The following is a 26,747-nucleotide window of genomic DNA, read 5'->3' on the forward strand; positions in this document are numbered from 1 at the left end:
ACGTTAGTCGAGCCGTTGTATGGCTGGTAAAACTTTGCCTGATACGTTACCCAGGTCAACCCGAACCCCGTTTAAGAAACCCCAGCCCCGAAGCTCAACTGTATCGCCATCTTCCAGAAACGTTCGGGTTGAACCGTCTGGTAGATGGAGCAGGCGCGTGCCATTCCAGCTTAGTTCGAGTAATGAACCGTAACTGCCAGGCGTATCACCAGAGACGGTACCGGTGGCTAATACGTCGCCAACTTGTAAGTTGCAGCCGTTAACCGTATGATGCGCAATCATCTGGGCGAAGCTCCAATACAGGTATCTGGCGTTGGTACGACTGATAATGACCTCGTTTTCGCCTTTGGGACGTAAAACGACCTCTAGATTCAGATCAAAATGGCTGGATGTATTTTCCGGCTTTGCTGGCTGTAAGTAAGCGAGTGGTGCTGGCTCCTGAGCAGGGCCCGCAATTCGAAAAGGCTCTAAATCATCAAGCGGAACGACCCAGGCCGACATAGACGAGCCGAAATTCTTCCCTAGAAAGGGACCCAGGGGTTGATATTCCCAGCGTTGAATGTCACGCGCCGACCAGTCGTTGAACAACGTAACGCCAAATATGTACTCTTCAGCTTCATCAACCGCGATCGGTTGCCCTAACGGGTTACTTTTGCCAACGATTAAGCCCAGTTCAAGCTCGAAATCCAGCGCTTGCGACGGACCAAACGTAACCTTGCCATCCTGCATGAACTGACCCTGCGGCCGACGAATGCCGGTGCCGGACACGACGATGGAGGATGCACGACCGTGGTAAGCCACAGGTAACTGTCGATAGTTGGGTAGCAACGGATCAGCATCGGGACGAAACATGCGCCCTACGTTCTCGGCGTGGTGGATGCCTGCGTAAAAATCGGTGTAATCACCAATTCGTACGGGAAGATGCATGGTCACCCGCGATTGATGGATAAATACCTGATCGTGAACAGCAGCAATAGCGGCACTTTCATCGCTGAGTAGCGCTTTCAAATGTTCGTTCACTGCGTGCCATACTGGCTTGCCTAACGTAATGAAATCATTCAGGTAAGGTTTGGCAAATACAGCCGGGTCGAGGTCAAGCGGATTGAAGTAGCCGAGCAGACCAACAATTTCTAAATCGAGCACATACTCGCCAACTTTTACGCCCACACGTGCGCTGGCAATATCGTAGCTAAAAATTCCGTACATCATAACACAGACAGCAGACTGGGCTACTCGCTCATGTTCATGTAAATCGAGTCCATAATCCGGACAAAGTGCTGATAATCTTCATCGCTCAGATCCCCCCAGCCTTTCCGGCGCATGGCTGATACAACCGGTAAGACCTGCCCATGTTTGGTTTCACCCGCTGGCGTCAGATAAACCAGAAACTTACGTCGATCATTATCGGCCATACGACGCTCTGTAAGGCCTTTCTGGCAGAGGATGTCGATAATACGGGTAACGGTTGGGGCGTCTTTGGTGGTTAGTTCAGATAAGGTGTTTTGACTGATACCCGGATTGCGGAATAGGTGATCGATCACCACCCATTGATCAACCGTCAGATCAAAACCCGCATCGTTGAACTGCTTTTGCAGCGCATTTCGGATCTTTTTAATTGTGGTGTCAATCTTAAAAAAATATGCCCTCGTGTCAGATGGGTGAGTCATCGTTAGGAAACAGGAACCGGTTAATAGTTGGCCGTAATCAAGGATTACAGACAAAAATAGCCCAAACTAGCTGACTAACAATTCTTCTAACTTCTCCTCGATTTCCGGCACCGAACGGAATAGCTGTTCGTACGACTTGATTACGAAATACTGCTCCTGAAAATGATCAATGATATACGGCGTTTTCAGCAGCGTTTCAACATCGTATGGAATGCGTTTCGGTATGTCGCTCTCTAGGCTGTAAATCGTTTCACCGGGCGACGATAAGATGCCACCTCCGTAAATGCGCAAACCCTCTGGTTCCTGAATCAAACCAAATTCAACGGTGTACCAGTACAGCCGGGCAATCATTTCGATCGACTCTTCGTGGTCCACGAACTTCAGGGCAATGTGGCTCAACGCGGCCAGAAAATCGCAGAAGTGTTGATTGGTCAATACCGGAACGTGACCGAACGTATCGTGAAACATGTCTGGCTCAGGCAGGTAATCGAGCTGATCCCGGCGACGGAGCCAGGTCGTTGCCGGAAACTGCCGATCGGCCATCAGTTCAAAAAACTCTCGGTTCCCAATTAAGCCAGGCACCGCAATAACCCGCCAGCCGGTTATGGGCAAGAGCCGAGGATTCAGGTCGCGTTCGAAGTTCGGAATCTTATCGTTCGGAAAACCCGTTGCGACAATTCCATCCATGTAAGCCTGACTGGCCCGGCCGGGCAGACGCTCCATTTGCCGCTCGAACAAGAGCTTCCAAACGGCCTGATCGTCGGCGGTATATTTAGAATAATCCTGAGTCATATTTTTGGGGGAGTTAAGAGCGAGGAGATAAGACGCGCCAGCATTCTCACCGCTCGGGCGGCCCCGTCCTATCTCCTCGCTCCTAACTCCTTTTTGTTACAACGTTCCCCGCAGCTCCTGTTCCCGCTCGATGGCTTCGAAAAGGGCTTTGAAATTGCCTTTTCCGAATGAACGGGCTCCTTTGCGCTGAATGATCTCGAAAAATAGGGTTGGACGGGGACAGACTGGCTTCGTGAATATCTGAAGCAGATACCCCTCATCGTCGCGATCGACCAGAATACCCAGTGGACGTAACGTCGCGATTTCTTCGTCGATCTGACCCACACGGTCGGCTAGATCATCGTAATACGCGTCCGGAACACTTAAGAATTCGACGCCACGGTCGCGCAGAGCGATTACCGTCTCCACAATGTTGTCGGTGGCTACGGCAATGTGCTGAATGCCGGGGCCGCCATAGAAGTCGAGATATTCTTCAATCTGCGACTTTTTCTTGCCTTCGGCTGGCTCGTTGATCGGGAATTTGACCCGGCCATTTCCGTTGGTCATTACCTTGCTCATAAGCGCCGTATAATCCGTCGAAATATCTTTATCGTCGAACGACACCAATTGCTGAAAGCCCATTACGTCGGCGTAGAACTGCATCCAGGTGTTCATCTCATTCCAGCCAACATTACCCACCATGTGATCAACGTATTTCAGCCCAGCGTCGGGTGGGCAGTACGTCGGATTCCAAGCTTTGTAGCCGGGCAGGAAAATGCCGTTGTACTGGCTGCGCTCAACGAAAATATGCACCGTGTCGCCATAGGTATGAATGCCCGACCGAACGACGTAGCCGTTCTCGTCTTCGTCGCGGGTCGGCTGCATAAAGGCTTTAGCGCCCCGGCTGGTGGTTTCTTGAAACGCTTTGGTGGCATCATCGACCCAGAGCGCGACCACGCGGACGCCATCGCCATGCTGATCAATGTGCCGACCTATTTCCGAATCACCGTGCAGAGGTGATGTAAGCACAAGCCGAATCTTACCCTGCTGTACTACGTACGATTCCCGGTCTTTCAGGCCGGTTGCCAACCCCGCATAAGCCACTGGCTGAAAGCCAAAGGCCGTCTGGAAATAATGTGCCGACTGGTGGGAGTTACCAACGTAAAGCTCAAGGTAATCGGTACCATTCAGGGGCAGAAAATCGGTAGGCTCCGTGGTTCTGATTTGTGGTTCGAGAATATCTACTGCTTCCATGTTTTGTTTGTTGATGTGTAAAGCGGGTGAAAACCCGCTCTGTTAATTGACCTGCTGATAGCGTTAGAAGAGGTTTGTATTGGTGAGAACCCATTATGTTGATTGACCTGCGGGTTTCCACCCGCGTTACTCTAGCCAGGACTTCCAATACTTACCATCATCCAGCCGCATTGCCTGTTCGGTGACCATCAGCGGACGGAACGTATCGACCATGACGGCGTATTCCTGCGTTTCTTTCTTGCCGATGCTACGTTCCATCGCCCCCGGTGCTGGCCCGTGCGGAATACCGCCGGGATGCAACGTAACGTGCCCCTGGGCAATGTCGTTACGACTCATGAAGTCGCCGTCTACGTAATAGATGACCTCGTCGGAGTCGATGTTCGAGTGGTTATACGGTGCCGGAATCGCTAACGGATGATAATCGAACAGACGAGGCACAAACGAGCACACCACGAACGTATCGGTCTGGAATGTCTGGTGTACTGGTGGCGGCTGATGCACACGCCCCGTTATCGGCTCGAAATTGAAGATCGAAAAGCCATACGGATAGTTGTAACCGTCCCAGCCGACGACATCAAATGGATGGCTGGCATACACCAGTGAATGCAGTGAACCCTGCTTTTTAATCTTCATCAGAAAATCGCCGACCTCATCGTGCGTTTCCAGATCACGTGGCCGAATAATATCGCGTTCGCAAAATGGCGAATGTTCAAGCAACTGACCAAAGTGGTTCCGATAGCGTTTGGGCGTATAAATCGGTGAGTGCGATTCAACGTACAAGAGTCTGTTATCGGACGTATCGAACTCGATCTGGTAGATCATACCCCGCGGGATCACGAGGTAGTCACCGTATTGAAACGGAACTGTTCCGAAAAGCGTCCGCAGTCGACCCGTACCCCGGTGAATGAACAGCATCTCGTCGGAGTCCGCGTTCTTATAAAAGTAGTCCGTCATGGACTGACGGGGAGCCGCTAACCCAAAAATAAGGTCGTTATTGACAAGGAGTGGCACCCGACTTTCGACAAAATCGTCGGTCGGCTCAACGTTGAACCCGATCAGCTTCCGGGCCAGCATATTTTTCTCGACGGCCAGCTTCGGCGTCATGTCAACGCTTTCTAATACGTCGCGCACCATTGTTGGCCGATGCACATGATACAGCAATGACGACATACCGTCGAAGCCGATGGTACCAAAAAGCTGTTCATAATACAACCCCGATCCATCAGGCTTAGCAAACTGCGTATGCCGCTTAGGAGGAATCTGACCGAGTGAGTGGTAGAATGGCATAACGTGTCGGTACGGCTTTCGTCTGGCCAATTCTGGAATGAATCAGCCAGACGTTTAAGCCTCATTGTTGATGAAGTATAATACTTGTTAAAGCAATAATTGTTTAACGTACAATTATAACGCTAATGGCATGAAATTGTATGTTGCGCAGAAATAATTTTATTAAAAATTGATTGCGCGGGTAAAATCACTATACTGAGCCTTCGGGTAGGTAGCCGTACCGCTTTTCTATAACTTTGACCGGGCAGTGCTAGAGGAAGGCCACTGCGCTAAGACTGACATTTTTTGTACTGATTATTCATAATTGAAATGCAACCAACACTTCTAATCTTGGCGGCCGGAATGGGTAGCCGCTACGGTGGTGTCAAACAGCTTGACCAGTTTGGTCCGCATGGCGAGACAATCATCGACTATTCCTTATTCGATGCGATCCGGGCGGGCTTCGGAAAAGTAGTCTTTATTATTCGCGAAGAACTACGCGACGATTTCGAAGAGGTCTTTAATCAGAAACTAGCCGGGAAGATTGAGGTCGATTATGCCATTCAGGCGCTAAGCTCGTATGTGCCGGAAGAACTGGGAGAAGTGAAACGGACAAAACCCTGGGGCACTGGGCACGCCATGCTATGCGCAAAAGACCATGTGAAAACGCCCTTCGCCGTTATCAACGCCGACGATTTCTATGGTCTCGAAGCCTTCCAGCTCATCGGCAACTTCTTGAAAACCGACACGGATGATCAACTGCATGCTATGGTGGGCTATGAGGTAAAGAACACGCTGTCGGAGAATGGCTCTGTGTCGCGGGGCGTATGTGCCGTGAGCGAGAATGGTAACCTGGCCTCTGTGATCGAGCGAACAAAAATCTACGAGAAAGACGGTCGGATTGTGTATGAAGAAGGGGAGGGTGTTACGCCTTTATCGCCCGATACACCAGTTTCCATGAATTTCTGGGGGTTCAAGCCCAGCGTGTTTCCGCTCGTGCAACACCAGTTTGAAAGCTACGCCATTGCCAACATCGACTCGCCCAAAGCTGAGTTTTACATTCCAACTGTTATGACAAACCTGATTCAAACCGATACGGGGCACTGCAAGGTATTCCGCAGCCGGTCGGCATGGTTTGGTGTAACCTATCCCGAAGACAAGCCAACGGTGCAAGCGTCGCTCAAACAACTGCATGACGAAGGGGCGTATCCTGATAAATTGTGGTAGCTACTAAAGGTTAGCATTAAGCCCTAGCTTACATCAAACAACACTATAAGCAAAAAGACCCCGCATACGTGGGGTCTTTTTGCTTAGCACTGCTATCAGTATTAACTGTTACGTTCGGGGAATTTTTCAACAATTCGCTCGGCTTCTTTGCTCAATTGAGCCGCAATACGAGCTGGGTCACCTACGGCGTTCTGAACCGAACCACGCCATACTAGTTTGCGAGTTCGCGCATCAACCATATCGACCACCAACGTACCGGCCTGGTACTGCTCCTGCGTGTATTGCTGACCGCCCCAGCCCCACCAGCTAGGTCCCCAGCCGCCATAGCCCCACCGGCCCCAACCTGCGTAAGGACCGTAATAAGGTGAGTTGGGCGTAGATACGGTACGTGTCTTGTCTTCGACAAAAAAGTGATAGCCTACGATCAGATCTGGCCGTGAATTAACCTGCTTCAAGCCTTTTTCAGTGAGCACTTTGCTCATCGTATTCTCTACATTCTCTGTTGCCAGTTGATTATAATACAATGGGTTTTGACCGGCTTTCACGTCCGAATCCATCCAGGCGAACGTTTTGTATTTGCTAAAGTTGGCCCGGCTGTTGCTATCAACAACTACCTTAGGGGCACAACCGTAAATTATGGCCAGTAAGCTGGCTATCATCAATATGCGTTTCATAACGTTTGTTGTTTACATGTTTTATATAAAATCTATAGATTAATAGAAATGTTTCGCTGCAAGCCTTATAAAAAGGCGGGGCCGACATCCAGTTAGGATTCGGCCCCGTGTTAAAACATGCATCAGTCAATACGTCGCTCGTCTACTTTAACGGCTTGGTCAGCTACTGAAGACTTGGGTGCTTTTTGTGCCAATCGGTTACGTCCTGATACGCTTTGGCAACGGCCAGAACCTTACCTTCTTCAAATAACTGCCCCATGAACGTAATGCTGGTCGGGGTATTCTGCTTTGTAAAGCCGTTTGGCAACACCACGCAGGGGTTTCCGGTCAGGTTCGTCAGCGTTAGGTTGCCACCTGCATACGTCGGGCTTATGTAGACGTCTAGTTTAGCTTCTTTAAGCTGCTTGTTCATGTCGTTGATTAGCTTCGTTCGGGCGCGATTCGCCTGTATGTATTCGACGGCGGGTACAAAGCGCGACGCCCGGAATTGGTTTGGCCAGGCGTTTTTGAGTTGCCGCACCATCTGATCATCACGTCCAGAGCGGGTCAACTCATCAAACGCTGCCGAAGCCTCAACGCCTAATAAAAAGGAGATTCGATTGGCTGGTACGCTCGTCGGTAGGTCGAATGGTACCAGCTCCGCACCCAATTTACGTAAGCTCTCCAGCGTGAGTGAATCGTTTGTTTTGCCTGGGTAATTCGTCTCAAACGCTTTTTTGACGTATCCAATCCGCATGCCTTTTAACGAAGCGGCTGGCGCATACCGAAATGGAGCCGCCATGACGGTGGGGTCATTGCCATCTGGCCCATAAATAGCATTAAAAACCAGAGCACAGTCTTCAACCGAACGAGCAATGGGGCCAATCTTATCCATGCTCCAACTCAATGCCATAGCCCCATGCCGACTCACTCGCCCAAACGTTGGGCGGAGACCGGTCGTCCCGCAAATCGTTGATGGCGATACGATAGAGCCAAGAGTTTCAGTGCCGATGCCGAAGGGTAACAGACCCGCTGAAACGGCCGATGCTGTTCCGGCTGACGAGCCACTAGAACCTGTTTCGGGCTTCCATGGGTTGCGCGTCATACCCCCAAACCAAACGTCGCCCATGGCTAACTCACCCAAGGTGGTTTTGGCGCACAGAACGGCTCCGGCTTCCTCCAATCGCTGGATAACGGTCGCATCCTGATTAAGGGTTTGGTCTTTGTACGGTACCGACCCCCAGGTTGTTTTGTACCCTTTTTTTGCCAGTAGATCTTTGGCACCATACGGAATTCCGTGCAACGGGCCGCGGTATTTTCCCGCTTTCAATTCAGCATCAGCACGTTTGGCCTGTTGGAGGGCCAGTTCCTCGGTCAGCGTAATCACGCAGAGCAGTTTGGGGTTGTACGTTTTGAGTCGATTCAGGAAAAACTGCGTCAGCTCAACCGATGAGAGCTGACGTGTCCGAATTAACTCACTCAACTGCCCGACGGTGTAGAAGGCCAGGTCTTCGCGGTTAGCGGGCAACGTTACGTTGCCCGCCGGTGACGCTTTGAACGACGAGGGGCCGGATGGCAGTTTGAAGCCCGCTGGCAGTGGGTTAAAATATAAGGCTGGTGCTACGTCATTCGGCAGTTCAACCCTACGCAGCTCCTCATAATTCGTACGAAAATTGGTTAAGTTGCCCAGCATCGAGTCGCGTTCGGCGGGGGTAAACTCCAGGCCGAACAACTGAGCGGCTACCTCCACCATGTCGGCGGTCAGGGGTTTCTTGGAGTCGTTAGAAGCTGTGATGAAGGCGCCAAGCAGGAAGCTTCCTGTGCAGGTGATAAGCAAAATAAGTACCGATTTTTTCATGCACTAAAATTAACAAAAGCCTCGTGCAATGTTGTTACCTGCGGAATCAGTAACTGGCTTTCATCGTTGTCAATGACATAATCGGCTAGGGCAACGCGCTGCTCATCGCTGATCTGTCGCTCAATAATGTTGAGGGTTTCGGCTTCCGAGCGGAACGGATCACGCTGCCGGATTCGGGCGAGTCGCAGGGGTATTGGCGCCTGAACCGTAATGACCCAGTTGAGCGAGTTGTTATCGCCAGCCGCTTTCATAATAGCGGCTTCTTTTATAACGTAAGGCTTATCGGCATGTTCCTGGACCCAAGCCTCTGTGTCGGCCATAACCCGTGGATGAATTACACCGTTTAGCCGCGACAGTAACGATGAATCCGCGAACACCTGAGATGCAACCCAACCCCGATTGTAATGTCCGGCGACATCATACGCATTCGTGCCTAACACACGGATAATATCGGCTTTGAGAATCGGGTCGTGTTCGGTCAACCACTTGGCCCGCTCATCGGCTACGTATACTGGAATACCCAGCGCCTGGAAAATCTGACATACCACACTCTTGCCCGAGCCGATGCCACCCGTAACGCCTACCTGATACGGTCTTTGGGTTGGCGTCTGGCTCATCGGCGGGCGCGCGTTGTGGGTTTAGGTTTTTGCGTCGAAGTAGGTTTTTGCGTAGCGGTCGGTGCCAGTGGCGGTGTTGGCAGTGGCGACAGGAGTTCACCAACCTCGAAGCTTACAGCTACACGATCAGCACTGGAATGAAGGAGCGGATGCCGTAGATTAGTCAAGGGAACTTCTTCGTCGTAATTATCGGCAATGCGCTTGCGAGGAATTTTTACGACCAACGTATCGGCCAGACCACGAACTAAGCGGGCGGGGCCATCGACCTGAATCGTACGGGGCGTCAGGTTGATTACGCTCGATACCACATAAGGCGGAACCAGGTTAATGTGCAGGCTGTCGGGAATTAGCCGGATGGTTTTGGTCATACGCCGGTCGAAATCCATCTCCAGCGTATCGGCCACTACGTAGTTAACCTGCAATTTCTTTACGTGTTCGGCCAGGGCGGCCGTTAACGAAGACGTATTGATAACACTAGCCTGCAACGGATTCTTGACTACGTAGTCGACTGGTTCGATGCGAAACGGAAGCCACGAATGACGTAACAATCCCCAACCGTCGCTCGATACGTTGACGGTAACCGTACGCGGCAGGGGAGACGTGGGTATAAACAGCGAATCGTTGTAAACGAAACGTACCGGGTACTCAACATTAAGCGTATACCCCGTTTTGTTCAGCGCGTTCAAAAACCAAAACAAAGCTGCAGCCGCCAGGCACAACAAGGCTTTAGTCGGCTGAAACGATTGTGCGTTTTGTTGGAAATTCAAAGCTGGTCAGTTAGGTAAGTGCAGTGAGCGAATGTAACGGAGTGCCGACAAGCAGCAGGATCCTGTTTCCCTGACAACCTGGTTAGCTCCTGGCTGACTACAGCTTTTCGGTTTCTACGGGCTTGCCGGTGGCTTCGCGGGAAATCGACGTTTTTTCAAAGGTCATCTTCACACCACGGTCAACTTCCAGGGTAACCGTAGTGCCTTCCACCGACACTACGCGGCCGTGCAGCCCGCCAATGGTAACTACGTTATCACCTTTCTTCAGGTTTTCGATAAACGTCTTCTGATCCTTCTGCTTTTTCTGCTGCGGTCGAATCATAAAGAAATAAAAGACGCCGATGATAGCCACCCAGAGCAATACGTTGTAAAGCATGGGGGTGCCGGAGCCTGCTGCGGCCTGTAGTAATATCGAATGCATAAGCGGGTTAATTAAGAGGTTTTAGTTGAATCGGCCTTGGGTTTTACCAACGCCCTGAATTGAAGATCGGTCATCGACGGATCGGTATTGGCGAAGATGGTAATGGTTTTATTCTGCTCACCACCTTTCCCCCGGCTGTTAAACCGTACCCGCACCGACGATTTGGCTCCTGGTGCTACTGGCTCACGCGGCCATTCGGGCGTTGTGCAGCCGCAGGAGGCTGTGATGTTGTTGATGATCAACGGAAACTCGCCGGTATTCGTAAATTCAAAAACGTGCTCAACCGTGTCTCCTTCCGTAAGGGTACCAAAGTCGTAAATGCCTTTTTCCGCAAAGGTAATTTTAGGCATCTTCCCAGAGGCAACCTCCTTAGATGCTTCGCCCTGCTGCCGGTTATCGCAACTGATCTGCCCGAAACTGACGGCGGTTATCGCTGCAATGAAAAGCCAACGTTTACTATGCATTCCAGGTTAAATTATCGGTAAACTATTCATTAGGTACCGTAAGCAGTTATCGCTGAGCCAAATGACTTATGGTGATAACTGCTTACGGGCCAATTCTCTACGCATTCTGCTGCTTGATTTGCGCCATCAAACGGTCTACATCTTCCAGCAGTCGTTCTGCTTTTTCGCGCGCGTCTTTTACAACGCGCTGTCCTTCGTTTTTCGATAAGTTCTCGGGCAGGTCCGCCGAGTTGATCAGATCATTCAGTAACTGTTCAATCTGCTCTCTGTACTTCGACAACCGGAACGACAGCCGATCGCGGGTAATTTCACCTTTATCGGGCGCATACAGCAAGCCAATAACAGCACCGGTAGCAATCCCGGTCAGCAAAAAGGTTAAATCACGGCCAATTCTGCTCATTTTCTTAAACGTTCTAAAGTTGTAGAGTTATAGAGTTACTGAGTTCTAAGGGTAGCCAGGCCAACTTTATAACCGCGACGGCGAACCGCTTACAACTTGACAACTTTATAATTCTTATTTGTTATCCAGCAAACCTCGTCCGCTTTTCCGAAGACGTCCCGACGTCTGTAGTTTTTCGGAAAGGTTGTCTAGAATTCCGTTGACAAACTTACCGCTTTTGGGCGTACTGTAGGCTTTTGCCAGTTCGATATATTCATTAATCGTTACTTTCACCGGAATGTTTGGGAAGTTGAGCAACTCACAAACAGCTAGTTTAAGAATTATTCTGTCGAGGATGGCTACGCGCTCAACGTCCCAGTTTTTAAGCTGATCGGTCAGCAACTGTTCGTAATCCGCATCGTTTTCGAGCGACTTCTCGAACAGGGTCGTCAAAAACAATTCGTCCTCTTCCCAGTCGTCGGTGAGTGGTTCGAGTTGTAATCCCCCTGCACTCTGGGCCGACTTTAACGTACGAATAGCTAAGCCACGGACCACTTCGCTGTTCTCGGCCCAACTCAGGTCGATTTCGGCCAAGTGATCCCGGATTACCTCGTGCTTAAATATCAATGTCCGCAGCACGTACTGTGCCAGCGCCTGATCTTCGTCGGCCGTATGCGTTTTTTGTTCGCAGTAGGCGCGGTACGTATCATCGGTCTTCAGCACCTCACGTAAGGCCTTGCGAACAAAGCCGAGGTCCTCGGTCCACGAAATGCCGTGCCGAACGGCTTCATTGCGGAGTGCCTGGTTTTCTGCCAGCGCTTTCACGACGCTGTTGTCGTTCAGATCCGACTCAAAGGGGAACGGAGCCTCATCAACATCACGGTACCGACGTTCGCGGTCGATGCGGGCGGCATGGCCCAGTTCAACCATCAGCAGCAAAATGCGCAGGTAATCGTCGTAGATACCGTTCACCTGCTTGATCATCATCTGAGCCAGGTGCTGACGGTCTTTCTTCGTACGAATCTGATAGAACAATAAGCCGTCGTTAGCCGCTTTGAGTACCTTTTGGGGAGCGTCTTCGTCCTGAGCGGGCTGATTGGTTTTGATGGCCTCTTCAAACAACAGACCGGCAAGCTTTCGGTAGCCTTCGAGTTGCCGCTTATTCTGCGGCAACATCGAGTTAAGGTCGGGTTGGAAAAGATCAGCAATGCCATCGAGAGCTAGTTGCTGATTAGAAAATTCGGCCTGTCGCAGAGCATATAATGCCTGCATGACCTTTATTCGGAGTAGTCGCCTATTGAGCATCCCGCCTAAAAACTAGTAAATCTACCGATAAGAAAAAGAACTGTCTGAACTGGTTGCAAAAATACGGAATCTACTGTATTTTTCCCAACCGAAACTATATGGCTTAACCTCTACTTCCTCTTTTATGTTCCCTGTTACGTGGCGATCCGGCCGTTCCCGTGCCGTCGCCGTCGCTTCCGTCCTCGCTCTGCTGTCTGGCTGCGGGCCGACCCGCTATGCGTACTTCCAGCCCCAACGAAATGCCATTGAGCGGCTGGCTCCTCCGTCAAATGAGCTTGTTGCCTCGGCCGATACGTTGCCGGAGGCCAGCCCCATTTCGATGCACACAAGCGCGGCATCCCTGAACGCCGACGTTGACTCCCCGGCCTCAGCGCTTACCATTGCAACCCAATATCCGGCATCGGCGCTAACGATAAACGCCAGCAGGCATCTGAACCCCGAAAGCCATTCGCCAAAGCGGCTGGGCCGGTTGTTTCGCTCAATTCCGGCCGCACACGTTGCTCCCCGGATGCAGACCATTGATCACAATAGTACGACTCGGCGAACGCATCCACTGGCGGTAATCGCGCTAGGTGTATCGGTACTGGGCTATGTTCCTCTACTGTTGGCGGCCAGCGGTACGTTGGTGTGGGTGCTGAGCGTAACGCTACCACTGGCAGCCGTGCTGATGGGAGCCGCCAGTCTGACAACGATCAATCGCAACAAGGACCGGTACCGGGGGCGGGGCTGGGCTATGGCTGCCATCATGCTCGGAACGGGGATTCTGGGTTTAGCGCTGGTTGCGATTGCTGCCGTGTCTAAAGTTGTTCTTCAGAAATAAGCTGAAAAAAGCAGAAATCGATCAGGTGAATCGGTGAATATACCTTTCACTCATTCGCCTGATCGATCCGTAATAACCTGCAACTTTTCGCGGATTCACGGGGTTAGGAACAAAAAGCGGTTCGGCCACCTGTGAAAGCACTTTCCTATCTTAACAAATACCTTCTCAAGTATAAATGGTACCTCATTCTGGGAACGGTATTTACCATCATTTCCAATCTGTTCGGCATCTTTCCGGCGCAACTGGTCCGGTACGCGCTTGACCTGGTGCGCGAGACGCTCGACATCTATTACCTCTACGATAAATCACCTTTACAATCTGCACTCTACGACGTTTTTGCCTTTAGCATCCTGCTCTTTGGCGTATTAACGCTCGTGATGGCGTTGCTGAAAGGATTCTTTCTGTTCCTGGTCCGCCAGACGCTGATTGTGATGTCGCGGCACGTGGAGTACGATTTGAAAAACGAGATATACGATCACTACCAGACGCTGCCACTAAGCTTTTACCGCCAGCATAATACCGGTGACTTGATGGCCCGGATTTCGGAAGATGTCAGTAAGGTACGGATGTACGTTGGGCCGAGTATCATGTACGGACTCAACCTGATCGTGCTGTTCATCCTGGTCATTACGTACATGGTAAGCATCAATGCCCGCTTGTCGCTCTACGTACTGTTGCCTTTGCCCATTTTGTCGGTAGCGATTTACATTGTCAACAACATCATTATCCGGCGCTCGGAAGAAATTCAGCGGAGTTTATCGAGGCTATCGACCTACGTTCAGGAAGCTTTTTCGGGTATCCGGGTCTTGAAAGCATTCGTCCAGGAAAACAATTCGGCGGCCAAGTTTGAGATCGAAAGCGATGAGTACCGGGCCAAATCACTCGGTCTGACGCGGGTCGATTCGCTGTTTTTCCCGATTGTAGCTATACTCGTCGGCTTGAGTAACGTACTGGTCGTATTTGTGGGCGGTCAGGAGATTCTGGCGGGTCGGCTGACACCGGGTAATATCACTGAATTTATCCTGTACGTGAACATGCTGACCTGGCCGGTGATGGCCCTCGGCTGGACAACCAGCCAGACGCAGCGGGCAGCTGCCTCGCAGGAACGTATCAATGAGTTTCTGAACATCAAAACCGACATCGTTTCGCAGAAAGACATTCAGCACACGATTAACGGCGAGATTGAGTTTAAGCATGTGCGGTTCGTCTATCCGGATTCGGGTATCATCGCCATCGACAATTTCTCGATGCACGTTCGGGCGGGGGAAACCGTGGCTATTCTGGGAACGACCGGCTCTGGCAAAAGTACCCTGGCTAACCTGCTGACGCGCATGTATGACGTATCGTCGGGCGAGATTTTGATTGACGGTATTCCCATCAAAGATTACAACCTGAACTCATTACGCGGCCAGATGGGCTACGTACCGCAGGACGTATTTTTATTCTCCGAAAGCATCAGCAACAACGTTCGCTTCGGTAAGCCGGACCTGCCGCAGGACCGGGTCGAACAGGCCGTTCGCGATGCTGACTTGTACCAGAACGTTATCGACTTCCCGGAGCAGTTTGAGACGCGGGTTGGTGAGCGGGGCGTTACGTTATCGGGTGGGCAAAAGCAACGCCTGAGCATTGCCCGTGCCATTGCCCGTGATCCCAAAATCCTGATTCTGGACGATTGCTTATCGGCGGTAGATACCAATACGGAAAATATCATCCTGAACAACCTCCGGCGCATCATGGCCGACCGCACATCGGTGGTGATTTCGCACCGCGTATCGTCGGCTAAACTGGCTGATTATATCATCATGCTCGATGATGGCAAGATCATTGAGCAGGGTACGCACGAAGAACTGCTGGCGCAAAATGGCGCTTACCGCGAATTATACGAGAAGCAGCTACAAACCGAAGAGGTGTAGAGCGATCAAGGAATTCCTACTTTTAGTGGGCGGGGATATTTCGGTATCTTCGCCTTTGTTGTTATGTAGCCTGGACGTCCACGTCCGGGGTCAGCGGCACGCTGACAAAAGACCGTTTTGATCAAGTAAGATATGGCTACTGAAAATCCCCGCGTTTGGTTCAAAAGCATTACGTTGGAGAACGTCCGCTCGTTCGGCTCGATGCAAACGATTTATTTAACTGAAGACGGTACAGAGAATGGCAAAGCTGCTCGCTGGAACATTATTTTAGGTGATAACGGGATAGGGAAGACGACTGTCTTAAAAGCAATATTTTTTGGTCATCATGTGATGACTTCAGACACTCAGATAAACCACCAGTTATTTAAAACTCATACATTGAAGCGCGGTGATTTTATACATTCTGAGATGAGGCTATTAAGCAGAATTAGATGGTCTTATTGTGTTAATAATATATCCGAAACAGGGTTTTCCATTGAATTAAAAGATAATGTTTACGAACATGACGGAGTGGCTCGGTTTTATGATGGCAAGAATCCTCTCCGTGATATTATGAGTTCTATATATAACAATAACCCGTCTGTGCAGGGATTTGGCGCCAATAGAAGATCTGATGAAATAAACACTCAACAAACAGGAGCGTCGGCTCTAAGCTTATTTGATGATAATGTAAGCCTTATAGGAGCTGAGACTTGGTTGATGCAAGCGGAATATGTTTCACTAAAGAATAAACAGAATGAAGGTCAATACGAGAAGGTAAGAAAGATATTATTAAAAATTTTAGAAGGGCAGGTACATGATATATTTACTAATGTAGATTTAGGTGTTACACCAACAGTATACTTTAAAACTAATTTTGGTAATGTAAGGCAGCGTGATCTTAGTCTCGGTTATAAAACCCTTATCGCATGGATGGTCGATTTTGCCAAAGGGTTACTTGACCGATATCCAGACAGTGAAAATCCGCTTGCCGAACCCGCTGTTTGCTTAGTCGATGAAATAGACCTGCACTTGCACCCAAAATTTCAACGGAATATAATTCAGTTTTTGACTGCGACGTTTCCTAATACACAGTTCATTGTTACGGCACACAGCCCACTAATAGTATTGGCTGCCGAAGAACGACCTCTCGACGCAAATATCATTCTGCTTAAACGTGAAGGTGACCAAACGGTTGTTGCAAACGATCCCGTAGATGTTAGTAATTGGAGTGTCGACCAGATTTTGAACAGCGATTTGTTTGGGCACGTGCCCGCACGTTCAGAGTCATTGACACAACTACAAACAGAGCGCGACAAGCTGTTAGCTAAGCAAAAACTGACAAAGAAAGAAAGTGCTCGACTGGCTGAATTAGATGAGAAAATCGGCTTTGTGCCTTCCGGACAAGATCAAACCGAAATTCAGGCTGAAACAATTATTCAGCGCTTAGCCGATGTGTTACGTCAACAGCAACAGGTGCAATGATTCGCGTCTCCAAATCGGATAACGTCCCGGCTCCGCTCGTACATAAAGGGATACCAGCTACGGCTGAAAACTGTCGGCTGTACGAAGCTACTCCAGATGCTTATAATACCGGCACAGCTAAGTTTGACATTGATTCAGGCATCTATGGCCATGAATCTGTAAAACAGCAATTGATTGATGAGCAACACGGTAAATGTTGCTTTTGCGAAGCTGACTTCCAAGCCAATGGCTTTGGCGATGTATAGCATTTTCGGCCTAAGGCTGGCTATACTGTAACCCGTACCGGAAAACTAAACCGGCCCGGTTATTATTGGCTAGCTTACGACTGGAACAACCTATTCTTTTCCTGCCAGATCTGTAATCAACGGTTTAAAAAGAATTACTTTCCTATCAGTGACGAAACGCTTCGCGCCAAGAACCATACATTCGATTATCGGCTTGAGCCACGTCAACTGATTGATCCTACACAAGATAATCCCGAAAATCACATTACGTTTAACCGACACATTCCAATAGCAAAGGATAACAAGGGGAAATTATCAATTACTGGTTTTGGCATTGATAGGCCAGAACTAAATCGGGTTCGGGAAAAATACTTGCAAAATGTAAAGAATAACGAGGCCTTTGCTAGAATTAATCTGGATAAACTGACAGAAGATGATCGGCAATATTATAGTCGTATAATGAATCAGTCGTGGCCTTTTCTAGAACAGTTAATCCTGACTGCTAAAGTATTCATGCAAAATGTTGCGCAAGACACTCAGCCTTTTGCCGCGATGGTGCGGGCGAACGTTCCCGAACTAGTTTAAACCAAGGGTAGGCGGTTGGGTTTTAAATGGTATGGCAGACGCATTACGTTTAGAACTATACACACCCGTTATCGATGACCGCCCGGTATTTGTATCGGGTAATTTCAACGACTGGCATTCTAATGCCGATGGTTTTCAGCTTCAGCCAACGGGGGAGGGTCATTACGTCTTTGAGTTTCCGAAGGATTTAGCCCTGCCTGATCCGGTCGAGTATAAATATACCAAAGGTGGCTGGGATCATGTCGAGTTGAGCTCAGCGGGTGAAGGTGTGCCGAACCGCGTTATGGCGTCCAGGGCACACGACGAACCAGACATTGTGCCGCACTGGCGATGGTTCGGGAAGCCGTTCAACGAGGAGTTTCTGCCCAAGCTCTATGGTGAAGAGTTCTATATGCCGCAGCTACATACCGACCGTCGGGTTACGGTTCTGCTGCCGTATGACTATGAGGCTAACCCCGAAAAGCGCTACCCGGTGCTGTACATGAACGACGGCCAAAATCTGGTCGGTGAGGGTACGGGGTACGGCAGTTGGCGCGTTGAAGAGAAGATGGCGATTTTAGCGAGTCGTCAGCACCACGATCTGATTGTCGTGTCTATTCATCACGGCGGAGAACAGCGCATTCAGGAATTTACGGTCGACAAAACGCGGCAGGCTGGCTACGGACGTGGGCGGGAATACCTCAAGTTCATTAACGAGACGCTCAAACCCGTCATCGACACCAATCTGCGGACTTTGTCTGATGCTGAGCATACGGGTATTGGCGGAAGCTCCCTGGGTGGGTTGATCAGTATTTACGGCGGCCTGATGCACCCCGCTACGTTCGGTCGGCTGATGGTTTTTTCGCCCTCGCTCTGGATTTCTCCCAAGATTTATTTCGATGCAATCAAATTCCAGGCCCCGGTACCCATGCGCGTATTCGTATACGGGGGCGAAGCTGAATCTAAATATATGGTGCCTAACTTAGAACGGTTTAAAGAGTCGTTGCAGAAGCAGCAGTACGGTGGCAATCCCATCGATGTACACTTATCCGTTCTTCCCGAAGGCACCCACGAAGAAGTCCACTGGAGCCGCGAGTTTCCTCGGGCGATCGAGTGGTTATTTTACGGCGAACACTACGATGCAAATTAACCTAGAAAAGCAGTCTCTCTTCACTGGAGACGTTATCATTCCGGTTGTCAAGACCGATGAACTGCACAATCAGCTGTCCCCAATTGCTGAACGCCTAAATATACCTGCTTCAGCGCTACAGCGCGATTTTAAAGCCGAGCAAAAGGAAACATTAGCCTTATACGCACCCGACGGTTCGAAAACGTATCTATTAGGCCTGGGCAAAAATCCGCAGGCGATGGACTGGTTGCGGGCGTTTCGAAAGCTGTTTTTCGACCAGAAAGCAAAACTGTCTGAACAGGTTAGCATTGATCTGGCCAACTTCGGGGGAGACGTAGTAGAATCTGTTGTCCTCGGTGTTCGCGGGGGCGCTTACGATCTCGGGCTTTACCAAACTGAGAAAACTGATACGCCTGTTATCTATTCGGATAGTGGTCAGTTGGTCATTCGTATTGCGCCCGATCAACATGAACGAGCGGAGATGGCATTAAGGCAGGGCGAAGCACTGGCTCAAACCCAGCGCGAAATTCTGGATCTGATGAATGCCCCCGCCAACTACAAACGGCCGCAGACGTTAGCCGACTGGGCGGAAGCATCGGGTAAACAGCACGGCTATGACGTAACGATTTTTGACAAGGCTGAACTCGAAAAACAAGGATTCGGCGCTTTGTTGAGCGTTAGCCAGGGAAGTGACGTACCACCCGTACTAATCATTACTGAATACAAGCCGGAAGGCGTGACCAACGCGCCCAAAGTTGGTCTGGTCGGCAAAGGCGTTACGTTCGATACGGGGGGCGTGTCCATTAAGCCGTCGACGAGCATGCACCTCATGAAAAGCGACATGGGCGGAGCTGCTGCCGTGCTAGGCACCGTAGAGGTAGCGGCTAAACTCAAGTTGCCGGTACACGTAATCGGCATTGTGCCGTCAACTGAAAACTCAACGGATGGGCGTTCTACCAAGCCGGGCGACGTAGTCACCTCATACAGCGGAAAAACCATCGAGGTGATCGATACTGATGCGGAAGGGCGGGTGATTCTGGCGGATGGTCTGAGTTATATGGTTCGTCAGTTTCAGCCCGATGTCTTGATTGATCTGGCAACGCTAACCGGCAGCGTAATCGCTACACTGGGCTATCATGCTGCCGGACTGTTTACGCCGAACGACGAGTTAGCCAGTCAACTAACTGCTGCCGCCGACCGCACCGGTGAACGATTATGGCGCCTGCCTGTTTGGGATGCGTATAAAGAAGATATCAAATCGGATGTCGCCGACGTAAAGAACTTCCACGGAAAACCGGTCAACGGAGCCATTGCCGCGGCCAAGTTTCTGGAAGTGTTTACGGAAGATCATCCCGCCTGGGCGCATCTGGACATTGCCGGAATGGCTTTTGCCGATACCGAATTTGGTTCACAAAAGAACGCTACCGGCTTCGGCATCAGGCTCTTGATTGATTATTTACAGAAATTGGCCTAGTTTACACGCTCAGGCGGTTGTTCAATACCGCTAACAAGATGCTGTAAATGAAGTTTGTCCTATGGATAAGCGCTTTAATCTGACTCGATACTCTTTCCCGACATGAGCCAATTGTCTTTTTTGTGCATTGCTACCTTCTTCAAAGGTCACGAGTTCATGCGTACCTGTAAGGAACTAGGCCATAATGTGTACCTGCTGACGGACCAGAAACTGGCTGATGCCGACTGGCCGCACGAAGCCATTACGGAAATATTCTTTCTGCCTTCGCCCAGCAATGCGGCCGAAGACCTGGACCGGATGCTCGTTGGCCTGGCGCACGCCATGCGGTCGCGTTGGATAGATCGGGTCGTAGCTTTAGACGATTTTGATGTAGAGAAAGCCGCGCTTATCCGCGAAACCTTCCGCATAGATGGTATGGGGCAAACCACGTCCCGCTATTTTCGGGATAAACTAGCCATGCGCACGCGGGCCGCCGGGGCGGACATTCGTGTACCGGCGTTCAGTCCCCTTTTTCATGACGAAAGCATCACCCATTTTTTGCGCACAACCGAAGCACCGTGGCTCATCAAACCCCGTTCTGAAGCATCGACAACGGGCATCCGGAAGGTTCACTCGCTGGAAGAAGCCTGGGATGTCGTTCATTCCTTGGGCGATCAACGCTACCAATACCTGATCGAAGAGTTCAAGCCCGGCAAAGTATATCATGTCGACAGCTTGTCAGTGGAAGGCCGGGCGGTGTTTTCGCGGGTGAGTCAGTACCTGGCTACGCCGATGGAAGTGGCGCATGGGGGAGGGGTATTCCGTACTACTACGTTAGCAGACGAAGACCTGGAAGCTACGGCGTTACGTCAGTTAAATAACCAGGTCTTGGAAGCGTTCGGGATGCGGTACAGTGCCTCACATTCGGAGTACATACGGGGCGATCACGACGGCGAACTGTATTTTCTGGAAACGGCATCCCGGGTGGGTGGTGCGCACATTGCCGAGATGGTCGAAGCCGCGTCCGGTGTGAATTTATGGCGGGAGTGGGCGAAGCTCGAAACAGCGATGGCCTTAAAAGAACATTACGTGCCACCGGTTAACGAACCACATCACGCCGGATTAATTGTTTCGCTGGCCCGGCAGCAGTGGCCCGATCTGGCCGGTTTTACCGAGCCCGAAATCTGGTGGCGTATGCACAAGGAATACCACGTTGGCCTGATTGTTCGTTCCGATGATCGAAGCCGTATTCTGGAGTTGCTGGACGATTACATGCGCCGGATCAACGACGATTTCCATGCGTCGGCACCGGTGCCCAACAAAGCAACGAGTTAATGGCTTACGCCTTTGGCTCAATCAAATCCCACAGATTCCCATACAAGTCTTCGAACACAGCCACAGTGCCATAAGGCTCTTCGGCAGGCTGGCGAACGAAACGAATACCTTTTTGGAGCATGGCGTTGTGATCGCGCCAGAAGTCGTCGGTATGCATGAACAGAAAAACACGCCCACCAGTCTGATTACCGATTCGGCTTCGCTGTTCGTCGCCAACGCCTTTGGCAAGTAGCAGTCCGCAGGAGCCTTCACCCTGCGGGGCTACCCGAACCCAGCGTTTGGTATCACTCAGGCGAGTGTCTTCCAATAAAACGAAATTGAGTTTTTGGGTATAAAACTGAATGGCTTCGTCGTAATCGTCGACGACTAAAGCCAACTGAACAAGCCGTTGATTCATTTTTTGTCAATCTTTTCTAGTAAGCCCAGCATCATCTCCTTGAAGTAATCGCCATTGTACGGCCCAAACCAGTTCATGTCGCGGGTTTCGTAGGTCGTGCGGTTGTAATATTTGTCGGGCGTTACGTAACCGATGTAGCCGCCGTCGAAGCTGGTAACCATTACGTTAAGTCCTTTTTGGTCGGCTACGGGATTGATCTCAGCAGCTAGTTCGCCCGAAAAATCGCAGGGTGTACCGAGCAAAACCGTCTGGCCGATACGTAGCGCTTTCAGGTCCGATGGGTAATCGCCGTAGACCGCGTAGAATAGCCAGGGGCGAACTCGCCAGTTGCCAATTACACGCGGATGGGGTTCGCGCAAATCCAGTGGCAACGTTAGTATGGCCAGGGCGCTGTCGGGTTTGGTTTGAATCTGCGGTACGGTACGTTCGATACGGGCGGCTAAATCACCCGCGTAGTTCCGAATTTCCTGAAAGTCGGTATTACCCCGCGCTTTGGGACCGGTGCTGCCCACGGCTCCGGCCATAAACACGGCAAAATCGGCTGACTTCTTCTCTAGCCGATCCACCAGCGAACCGGGGTAATCGCGGCTTAGGTATTCGCTCCTATCCCCCTCAAACAACGTAGCATGACCCGCAAATGAACATAGTAAGGCCGACTCACCCGTATTTTTTTGAATTTTGAGCAGACGGATCTGACCATCGAGTGGTCCGATCGGGCCCGAAAAACCAATGCGGTTATAGATGTGATCGCTGGCGTCGGTTTGACCGAACCCAATGGTAACCGGAGCCATATTCTCCTGCGCCGTGCGAATCGCGTTCAAAATGCCGTCGGTAATGCGCGTAACAATTTTTTCGTCATACCCTCCAGCAATCAACTGACCGACAATGCCCGGTGCCCAACCGCCAACACTGTTATGGGAGTGAATTGCCCCCGTGTACACATTCTCCCAGCGTAGTCCTACTTCGGGCAATCGTTTTTTGAGCGCTTCAGTAACGGTCGGTGGCGTAATGAGGAGGTCGAGTCCAATAACGGCGACTTTCGTTGTTCCGTTGTCCAGCACAATTGCCCTGGCAAAAATCGAGTCGCTGACAATCCGCCAGTGCTCACCCCGCCGGGCTCCGTAGCCCCCCGTTGGGGTTGTGTACGGCGGGGTAATATTTGTTTTGGCCCAACCCGCCCGAAGTGGAGCTTTACCCGGTTGGGGCAACGGCAGTTGAGCAAGTCGTTGTTTGGTCTGGGTGTAATATGGCATCTGCTGATAAGGGGTCTCATCGACAGGAGCCAAGCTTACCGCCAGAAAAAGGATCAGGAAAATAACGATTCCTAAAAAGACTTTGAAGAGTGTACGGAGGACTTTCATACCGGCTTGGCCGACGCAGTAAAATGAGCTGCAAGCAACAAAAAAAGGACTGGATGAAAAAGCCGCAAACAAAAAGGCACCAGAGAATATCTCTGATGCCTTTCAATGATCTACCGGTTACCCGGCTCCTCAAACTAACCTTTACTATTATCGTTTTTCACTGCCTGAACAGTGATGCTAAAGTCATTTTCCCGTATATACGAAAGCCGATATAGTCTGGATTTCGTCTTGGAGAAAAAATTTTGTTAGCCCAAAAAAGGCTGCGCAATAGCCAACACCTGCTCTTTGGTTAACGGCTCATCGAATGCTTCGCGGAGGGCATCGTCTGATTTGCCCAGGTTCAGGGCTTTCAGATCAACACCACCCTGCTTGAACGTAGTCTGAGCTGTGTTGGACACCCAGCCTTTCTGACCGCGCAGCCGACGAACTTCCGATGCGTGACGGGCCTCTACCGAGTGAATCTGCAAGGCAGTCTGCAAGATACCTTTATCATTGATCAGCGTGCCGGCCTGACCTTTGTAGGCCTGCACACCCGTATCTTCCAGCGCCTGCGCCAGACCCAGAAAGGTTTGGTAGTTTGTAAACGCATCCGCGGGAAACTTAAACGTTGGCTTGGCAACGGCCGCTGCCCCTAATGCTCCTCTCAGCAGGCTTACGTGAGCGGTTTCATGCTTACCGATCTGGGTGAAGATGGCCCGGTCGGCCGCTGGGATCAGGTTCGCAGCGGCCAGCGCATTTTTGTAGAACTCATCTTCGAGGTACTCCAGCGTCAGGGCGAAATTCACTACGTCGACCGCAGCCTGTGAGGGAGCACCCGACTGCGCAAAAGCCTGATTGGCGGTAGCAGCGAAGAACGCCGGTGCGGCTGCACTAGCCAGCTTCGTGCCGTATTTGAACAGATTCCGGCGCGAATAGAAGCTATACCGTTCGCTCGCTTCGGAATCAACTTTTTCTATTTCTGAAATTATGTTTAACAGATTCATGATGCTATGTCAGGTTTACATGGGAAGATTAGCCGCCGTGATCGTCGTTTTAACGAACTTCTGAGCGGTTGGCAGAATGGCCGATGGTTTGTCGGCTTTGTCGAGGCCGGTTGCTGCGGCCACAACGTCATCACCAGCGAAGTCTGCTGATTTAGGATTGAGCAGGTCGCGGATAGCCGCTGCGTGACGAGCTTCTACCGATACAATCTTCCCGGCCAGTAACAGGTAATTCGGATCTTTAATCAGGTTACCTGCGCCATTGTAGGCCGATACGCCCAGATCTTCAAACGCTTTGGCCGTACCCAACACACTGGCCCGGTCGCTGAAGTTCACCGAACTGAAATCAGGCGTTAGCCCCGCAATGGCCATTGAGCCCAGAGCCGCCTTGAAAAACTCGCGGTGAATAATTTCGTGATCGCGGATATCGGTCAGCAACTGGCGTTCGGCATCCGTAATCCCCGTGTACGGCGTGGTAATTACCTGTGTATAAAAGGCTGCTTCCAGTTGTTCCAGCGCGTAGGCATAGTTCAGAATACCTACATCGCCCGTACCCAAATCAACGGCCGTCGTTGCGGGCGGTACGTTCGGATTGTCGTCTTTACTGCAGGAAGCTAACAACGCTCCACCGGCAGCAACCGCCCCAGCATAGCGCAAAAACAATCGACGACCGACCATGACCGGCTCCAGCTGACCTGGTAACATCGGCAGGCCTAATTCATTTTGATGCTTACTCATTTCAAGATAAAAGTTATGTGTGCGAAAGCGCTCTTGTCGTTGAGTACTTTGCAAACACTTACGGCTACTCGCTGCGCTTGGATTTATTTTTTTGAAAGACTGCCCGAATTGACCGCTGATAATGGCGTTTGCAAAGCGGTTTTTCGACTGATCCGTCCCGTTCTGTTACCCCTCGATTAGTTTATGCGCTTTTTGAGCGGAACCTAAATCATTTTGGTTCAACGGTCCGTACAGAGCTATGTACCTATCGATGCTGCAATACGCTGGGTTTGACGTTATGAAGATGGATCGCCGATTAATTTTGATTTTTGCTATTACACTACTTGATATTATTGCTGCCAACGGACTGGGGGTTATGGTGACTAAATTTGTTGTCGCGCTTCCTAACAAACCTATTTTGCTCACCGCTGGTACGGCTCTGATGCTTGGCATCCAACTAGCTCTTTCGCCTGCCATTGGTCATTTATCGGATAAGATTGGTCGCCGACCCGTCGTGATCGGCACGACCATAGCTTCGTTGTTGTCATCGCTGTTTCTACTGCCGGTTCAGGCCTGGGGATACGTAGTAAACCGAGCGGCCAAAGGCGGAACGAATGGCCTGTATGCCGTGATGCGTTCGTCGGTGGCCGACATTACCGAGGGGAAAGAACTGATCAAATACTCCAGTCTCCTGAGTTTTCTGGTTGGTTCGAGTATTGTGGTCGGTCCCTTGTTAACGGGGCTTATCCTGGTAGTGTCGGCTGAAGCACGTATCGACGCCATGCCGATGATATTGTTTCTGATCGGGGTTGGAGCTTTGAATATCCTGCTGGCTTTTTTCTTTAAAGAGACCAGCGATACCCGCGAAAAAGTTGACGTAGGCGAACTAAAGGACAAGGCGGTCAACTCCTTGAAAGTCATTACGCTCTGGCGACAACTCGATGAAGCCGATAAGCAGGTTCCGGGCATCAAGGCCATCTTTATTCTGAACATGCTCGGAACGCTGGGCTTCGGGTACTACAACTTCTTTATTGCCTTTCTGACGCAGAGCGACCTGAACATGAGCCCCGTGGAGGTCGCTCACTTCTTTATGTATTTTGGTACGTTAGCGGTGGTGGCGAACCTCATCTTCTTTCGGTATTTTGTCGATCGGGTCGACAAGCAAAAGGCCGTGATCCTCATTGCCATTATCAACATTGGCTTACAGATTCTATACATGTTCTCTGAATCGTCCGTTACGTTGCTATACGTTGTGGGTGGGGTCGATGCCCTAACGGTGTCGCTCATTGGGGGGCTCATTGGCGGGGTGCTCACCGAAATCACGAAAGCAGGCGGTGGACAGGGCGAAATGTTTGGCAATATTCAGGCGTTGGGTGGACTGGCCAGCTTTGCCACAGCGCTGGTCAATAGTCTGCTTTCGGGGGTGAGCATGAAAGCTCCGTTTATCTTTTGCGCCATTTGCTCGGGTATTGTGATCTGGTGGAGCCAACGATTACCCGACGAAGCCAAAAAGTATACCAGTAAGAAAGAAGATAGCCCGGAAGAAGCACCCGCAAACGCTTAGCTGGCCTAATGTGCTGGTTAGAGGACGTAACAAAAATTGCAAAAGGCCCAGGACTAACCCCCATTCAATTTTCTTTATCTTTGCCCGCTACAATTGCCATCATCAACGACTTCTTTGTTTGGAATGAATAATGCATACTAACTAATCACGTGCATGTGTTTGCCGGGCGGCATTATT

Annotated in this window: 26 protein-coding genes; 9 read left to right on the forward strand and 17 right to left on the reverse strand. The window is 50.6% G+C overall.

Annotated elements, in window-relative coordinates; all coding sequences use genetic code 11:
• Positions 1-3: 3 nt before the first annotated feature.
• The 5 genes from fahA to ACYVIY_RS00590 all read right to left on the reverse strand — a co-directional run bounded on the left by fahA (position 4) and on the right by ACYVIY_RS00590 (position 4,979).
• Entirely contained in the window at positions 4-1,209 is a 1,206-nt protein-coding gene (fahA, locus tag ACYVIY_RS00570; RefSeq protein ID WP_460974295.1) for a fumarylacetoacetase, read from the reverse strand.
• A 20-nt stretch (positions 1,210-1,229) separates the two neighbouring features.
• Positions 1,230-1,667 carry a MarR family winged helix-turn-helix transcriptional regulator gene (locus tag ACYVIY_RS00575; RefSeq protein ID WP_460974296.1) on the reverse strand — a complete coding sequence of 146 codons (438 nt, stop codon included), beginning with the start codon at positions 1,665-1,667 and terminating at the stop codon, positions 1,230-1,232.
• A gap of 66 nt (positions 1,668-1,733) precedes the next feature.
• Complete coding sequence (gene phhA, locus ACYVIY_RS00580; RefSeq protein ID WP_460975133.1) at positions 1,734-2,531, reverse strand: phenylalanine 4-monooxygenase; 798 nt, start codon at positions 2,529-2,531, stop codon at positions 1,734-1,736.
• Between the two features lie 24 nt (positions 2,532-2,555).
• Positions 2,556-3,692, reverse strand: a complete 1,137-nt coding sequence (gene hppD / locus ACYVIY_RS00585) for a 4-hydroxyphenylpyruvate dioxygenase (protein ID WP_460974297.1) — start codon at positions 3,690-3,692, stop codon at positions 2,556-2,558.
• A 126-nt stretch (positions 3,693-3,818) separates the two neighbouring features.
• Entirely contained in the window at positions 3,819-4,979 is a 1,161-nt protein-coding gene (locus tag ACYVIY_RS00590; RefSeq protein WP_460974298.1) for a homogentisate 1,2-dioxygenase, read from the reverse strand.
• Between the two features lie 309 nt (positions 4,980-5,288).
• Here ACYVIY_RS00590 and ACYVIY_RS00595 point away from each other — a divergent pair, with 309 nt between their 5' ends.
• The gene (locus tag ACYVIY_RS00595) at positions 5,289-6,185 is read left to right on the forward strand and encodes a nucleotidyltransferase family protein (protein WP_460974299.1); all 897 of its coding nucleotides are present in this window, start codon (positions 5,289-5,291) and stop codon (positions 6,183-6,185) included.
• A gap of 101 nt (positions 6,186-6,286) precedes the next feature.
• Here ACYVIY_RS00595 and ACYVIY_RS00600 read toward each other — a convergent pair whose 3' ends face one another.
• The 8 genes from ACYVIY_RS00600 to nusB form a co-directional block, all read right to left on the reverse strand.
• Positions 6,287-6,859 carry a DUF4136 domain-containing protein gene (locus ACYVIY_RS00600; RefSeq protein WP_460974300.1) on the reverse strand — a complete coding sequence of 191 codons (573 nt, stop codon included), beginning with the start codon at positions 6,857-6,859 and terminating at the stop codon, positions 6,287-6,289.
• A gap of 163 nt (positions 6,860-7,022) precedes the next feature.
• Positions 7,023-8,696, reverse strand: coding sequence for an amidase (locus ACYVIY_RS00605; RefSeq protein WP_460974301.1), 1,674 nt, complete (start codon positions 8,694-8,696; stop codon positions 7,023-7,025).
• Positions 8,693-9,313 (reverse strand): dephospho-CoA kinase, encoded by a 621-nt coding sequence (coaE, locus tag ACYVIY_RS00610; RefSeq protein WP_460974302.1) that lies wholly within the window; start codon positions 9,311-9,313, stop codon positions 8,693-8,695. The genes ACYVIY_RS00605 and coaE overlap by 4 nt, the downstream gene beginning before the upstream one ends.
• Entirely contained in the window at positions 9,310-10,080 is a 771-nt protein-coding gene (locus ACYVIY_RS00615; protein ID WP_460974303.1) for a YbbR-like domain-containing protein, read from the reverse strand. The genes coaE and ACYVIY_RS00615 overlap by 4 nt, the downstream gene beginning before the upstream one ends.
• 97 nt (positions 10,081-10,177) lie before the next feature.
• The gene (yajC, locus tag ACYVIY_RS00620; RefSeq protein WP_460974304.1) at positions 10,178-10,501 is read right to left on the reverse strand and encodes a preprotein translocase subunit YajC; all 324 of its coding nucleotides are present in this window, start codon (positions 10,499-10,501) and stop codon (positions 10,178-10,180) included.
• Between the two features lie 11 nt (positions 10,502-10,512).
• Positions 10,513-10,965 (reverse strand): DUF1573 domain-containing protein, encoded by a 453-nt coding sequence (locus tag ACYVIY_RS00625; protein WP_460974305.1) that lies wholly within the window; start codon positions 10,963-10,965, stop codon positions 10,513-10,515.
• Positions 10,966-11,062: 97 nt separating this feature from the next.
• Positions 11,063-11,365, reverse strand: coding sequence for a YtxH domain-containing protein (locus tag ACYVIY_RS00630; RefSeq protein ID WP_460974306.1), 303 nt, complete (start codon positions 11,363-11,365; stop codon positions 11,063-11,065).
• A 114-nt stretch (positions 11,366-11,479) separates the two neighbouring features.
• A complete protein-coding gene (gene nusB, locus ACYVIY_RS00635) occupies positions 11,480-12,616 on the reverse strand; it encodes a transcription antitermination factor NusB (RefSeq protein WP_460974307.1) in 1,137 nt (378 codons plus the stop codon).
• 157 nt (positions 12,617-12,773) lie between these two features.
• On the opposite strand from nusB, the gene ACYVIY_RS00640 reads away from it, so the two are divergent.
• From ACYVIY_RS00640 to ACYVIY_RS00670, 7 genes are all read left to right on the forward strand, one after another.
• The gene (locus tag ACYVIY_RS00640; protein WP_460974308.1) at positions 12,774-13,469 is read left to right on the forward strand and encodes a hypothetical protein; all 696 of its coding nucleotides are present in this window, start codon (positions 12,774-12,776) and stop codon (positions 13,467-13,469) included.
• Between the two features lie 131 nt (positions 13,470-13,600).
• The gene (locus ACYVIY_RS00645; RefSeq protein ID WP_460974309.1) at positions 13,601-15,382 is read left to right on the forward strand and encodes an ABC transporter ATP-binding protein; all 1,782 of its coding nucleotides are present in this window, start codon (positions 13,601-13,603) and stop codon (positions 15,380-15,382) included.
• Between the two features lie 132 nt (positions 15,383-15,514).
• Positions 15,515-16,846 (forward strand): AAA family ATPase, encoded by a 1,332-nt coding sequence (locus tag ACYVIY_RS00650; RefSeq protein ID WP_460974310.1) that lies wholly within the window; start codon positions 15,515-15,517, stop codon positions 16,844-16,846.
• Positions 16,843-17,091: a hypothetical protein gene (locus ACYVIY_RS00655; protein WP_460974311.1), complete on the forward strand. Its 249-nt coding sequence runs from the start codon at positions 16,843-16,845 to the stop codon at positions 17,089-17,091. The genes ACYVIY_RS00650 and ACYVIY_RS00655 overlap by 4 nt, the downstream gene beginning before the upstream one ends.
• Before the next feature lie 595 nt (positions 17,092-17,686).
• Positions 17,687-18,784 (forward strand): alpha/beta hydrolase, encoded by a 1,098-nt coding sequence (locus tag ACYVIY_RS00660; RefSeq protein WP_460974312.1) that lies wholly within the window; start codon positions 17,687-17,689, stop codon positions 18,782-18,784.
• Positions 18,774-20,237, forward strand: a complete 1,464-nt coding sequence (locus tag ACYVIY_RS00665; protein WP_460974313.1) for a leucyl aminopeptidase family protein — start codon at positions 18,774-18,776, stop codon at positions 20,235-20,237. Before ACYVIY_RS00660 ends, ACYVIY_RS00665 begins: the two co-directional genes overlap by 11 nt.
• A gap of 102 nt (positions 20,238-20,339) precedes the next feature.
• Positions 20,340-21,551 carry an ATP-grasp domain-containing protein gene (locus ACYVIY_RS00670; RefSeq protein ID WP_460974314.1) on the forward strand — a complete coding sequence of 404 codons (1,212 nt, stop codon included), beginning with the start codon at positions 20,340-20,342 and terminating at the stop codon, positions 21,549-21,551.
• A 4-nt stretch (positions 21,552-21,555) separates the two neighbouring features.
• Here the strand turns inward: ACYVIY_RS00670 and ACYVIY_RS00675 are convergent, their stop codons facing one another.
• From ACYVIY_RS00675 to ACYVIY_RS00690, 4 genes are all read right to left on the reverse strand, one after another.
• Positions 21,556-21,948, reverse strand: coding sequence for a VOC family protein (locus ACYVIY_RS00675; protein WP_460974315.1), 393 nt, complete (start codon positions 21,946-21,948; stop codon positions 21,556-21,558).
• The gene (locus ACYVIY_RS00680) at positions 21,945-23,309 is read right to left on the reverse strand and encodes a neutral/alkaline non-lysosomal ceramidase N-terminal domain-containing protein (RefSeq protein ID WP_460974316.1); all 1,365 of its coding nucleotides are present in this window, start codon (positions 23,307-23,309) and stop codon (positions 21,945-21,947) included. The genes ACYVIY_RS00675 and ACYVIY_RS00680 overlap by 4 nt, the downstream gene beginning before the upstream one ends.
• A 245-nt stretch (positions 23,310-23,554) precedes the next feature.
• Positions 23,555-24,292, reverse strand: a complete 738-nt coding sequence (locus ACYVIY_RS00685; protein ID WP_460974317.1) for a ferritin-like domain-containing protein — start codon at positions 24,290-24,292, stop codon at positions 23,555-23,557.
• 15 nt (positions 24,293-24,307) lie between these two features.
• Positions 24,308-25,027 carry a ferritin-like domain-containing protein gene (locus tag ACYVIY_RS00690; protein WP_460974318.1) on the reverse strand — a complete coding sequence of 240 codons (720 nt, stop codon included), beginning with the start codon at positions 25,025-25,027 and terminating at the stop codon, positions 24,308-24,310.
• Between the two features lie 238 nt (positions 25,028-25,265).
• On the opposite strand from ACYVIY_RS00690, the gene ACYVIY_RS00695 reads away from it, so the two are divergent.
• Positions 25,266-26,570, forward strand: coding sequence for an MFS transporter (locus ACYVIY_RS00695; protein WP_460974319.1), 1,305 nt, complete (start codon positions 25,266-25,268; stop codon positions 26,568-26,570).
• Positions 26,571-26,747: the final 177 nt, after the last annotated feature.

The sequence above is a fragment of the Spirosoma knui genome, from assembly GCF_054780635.1.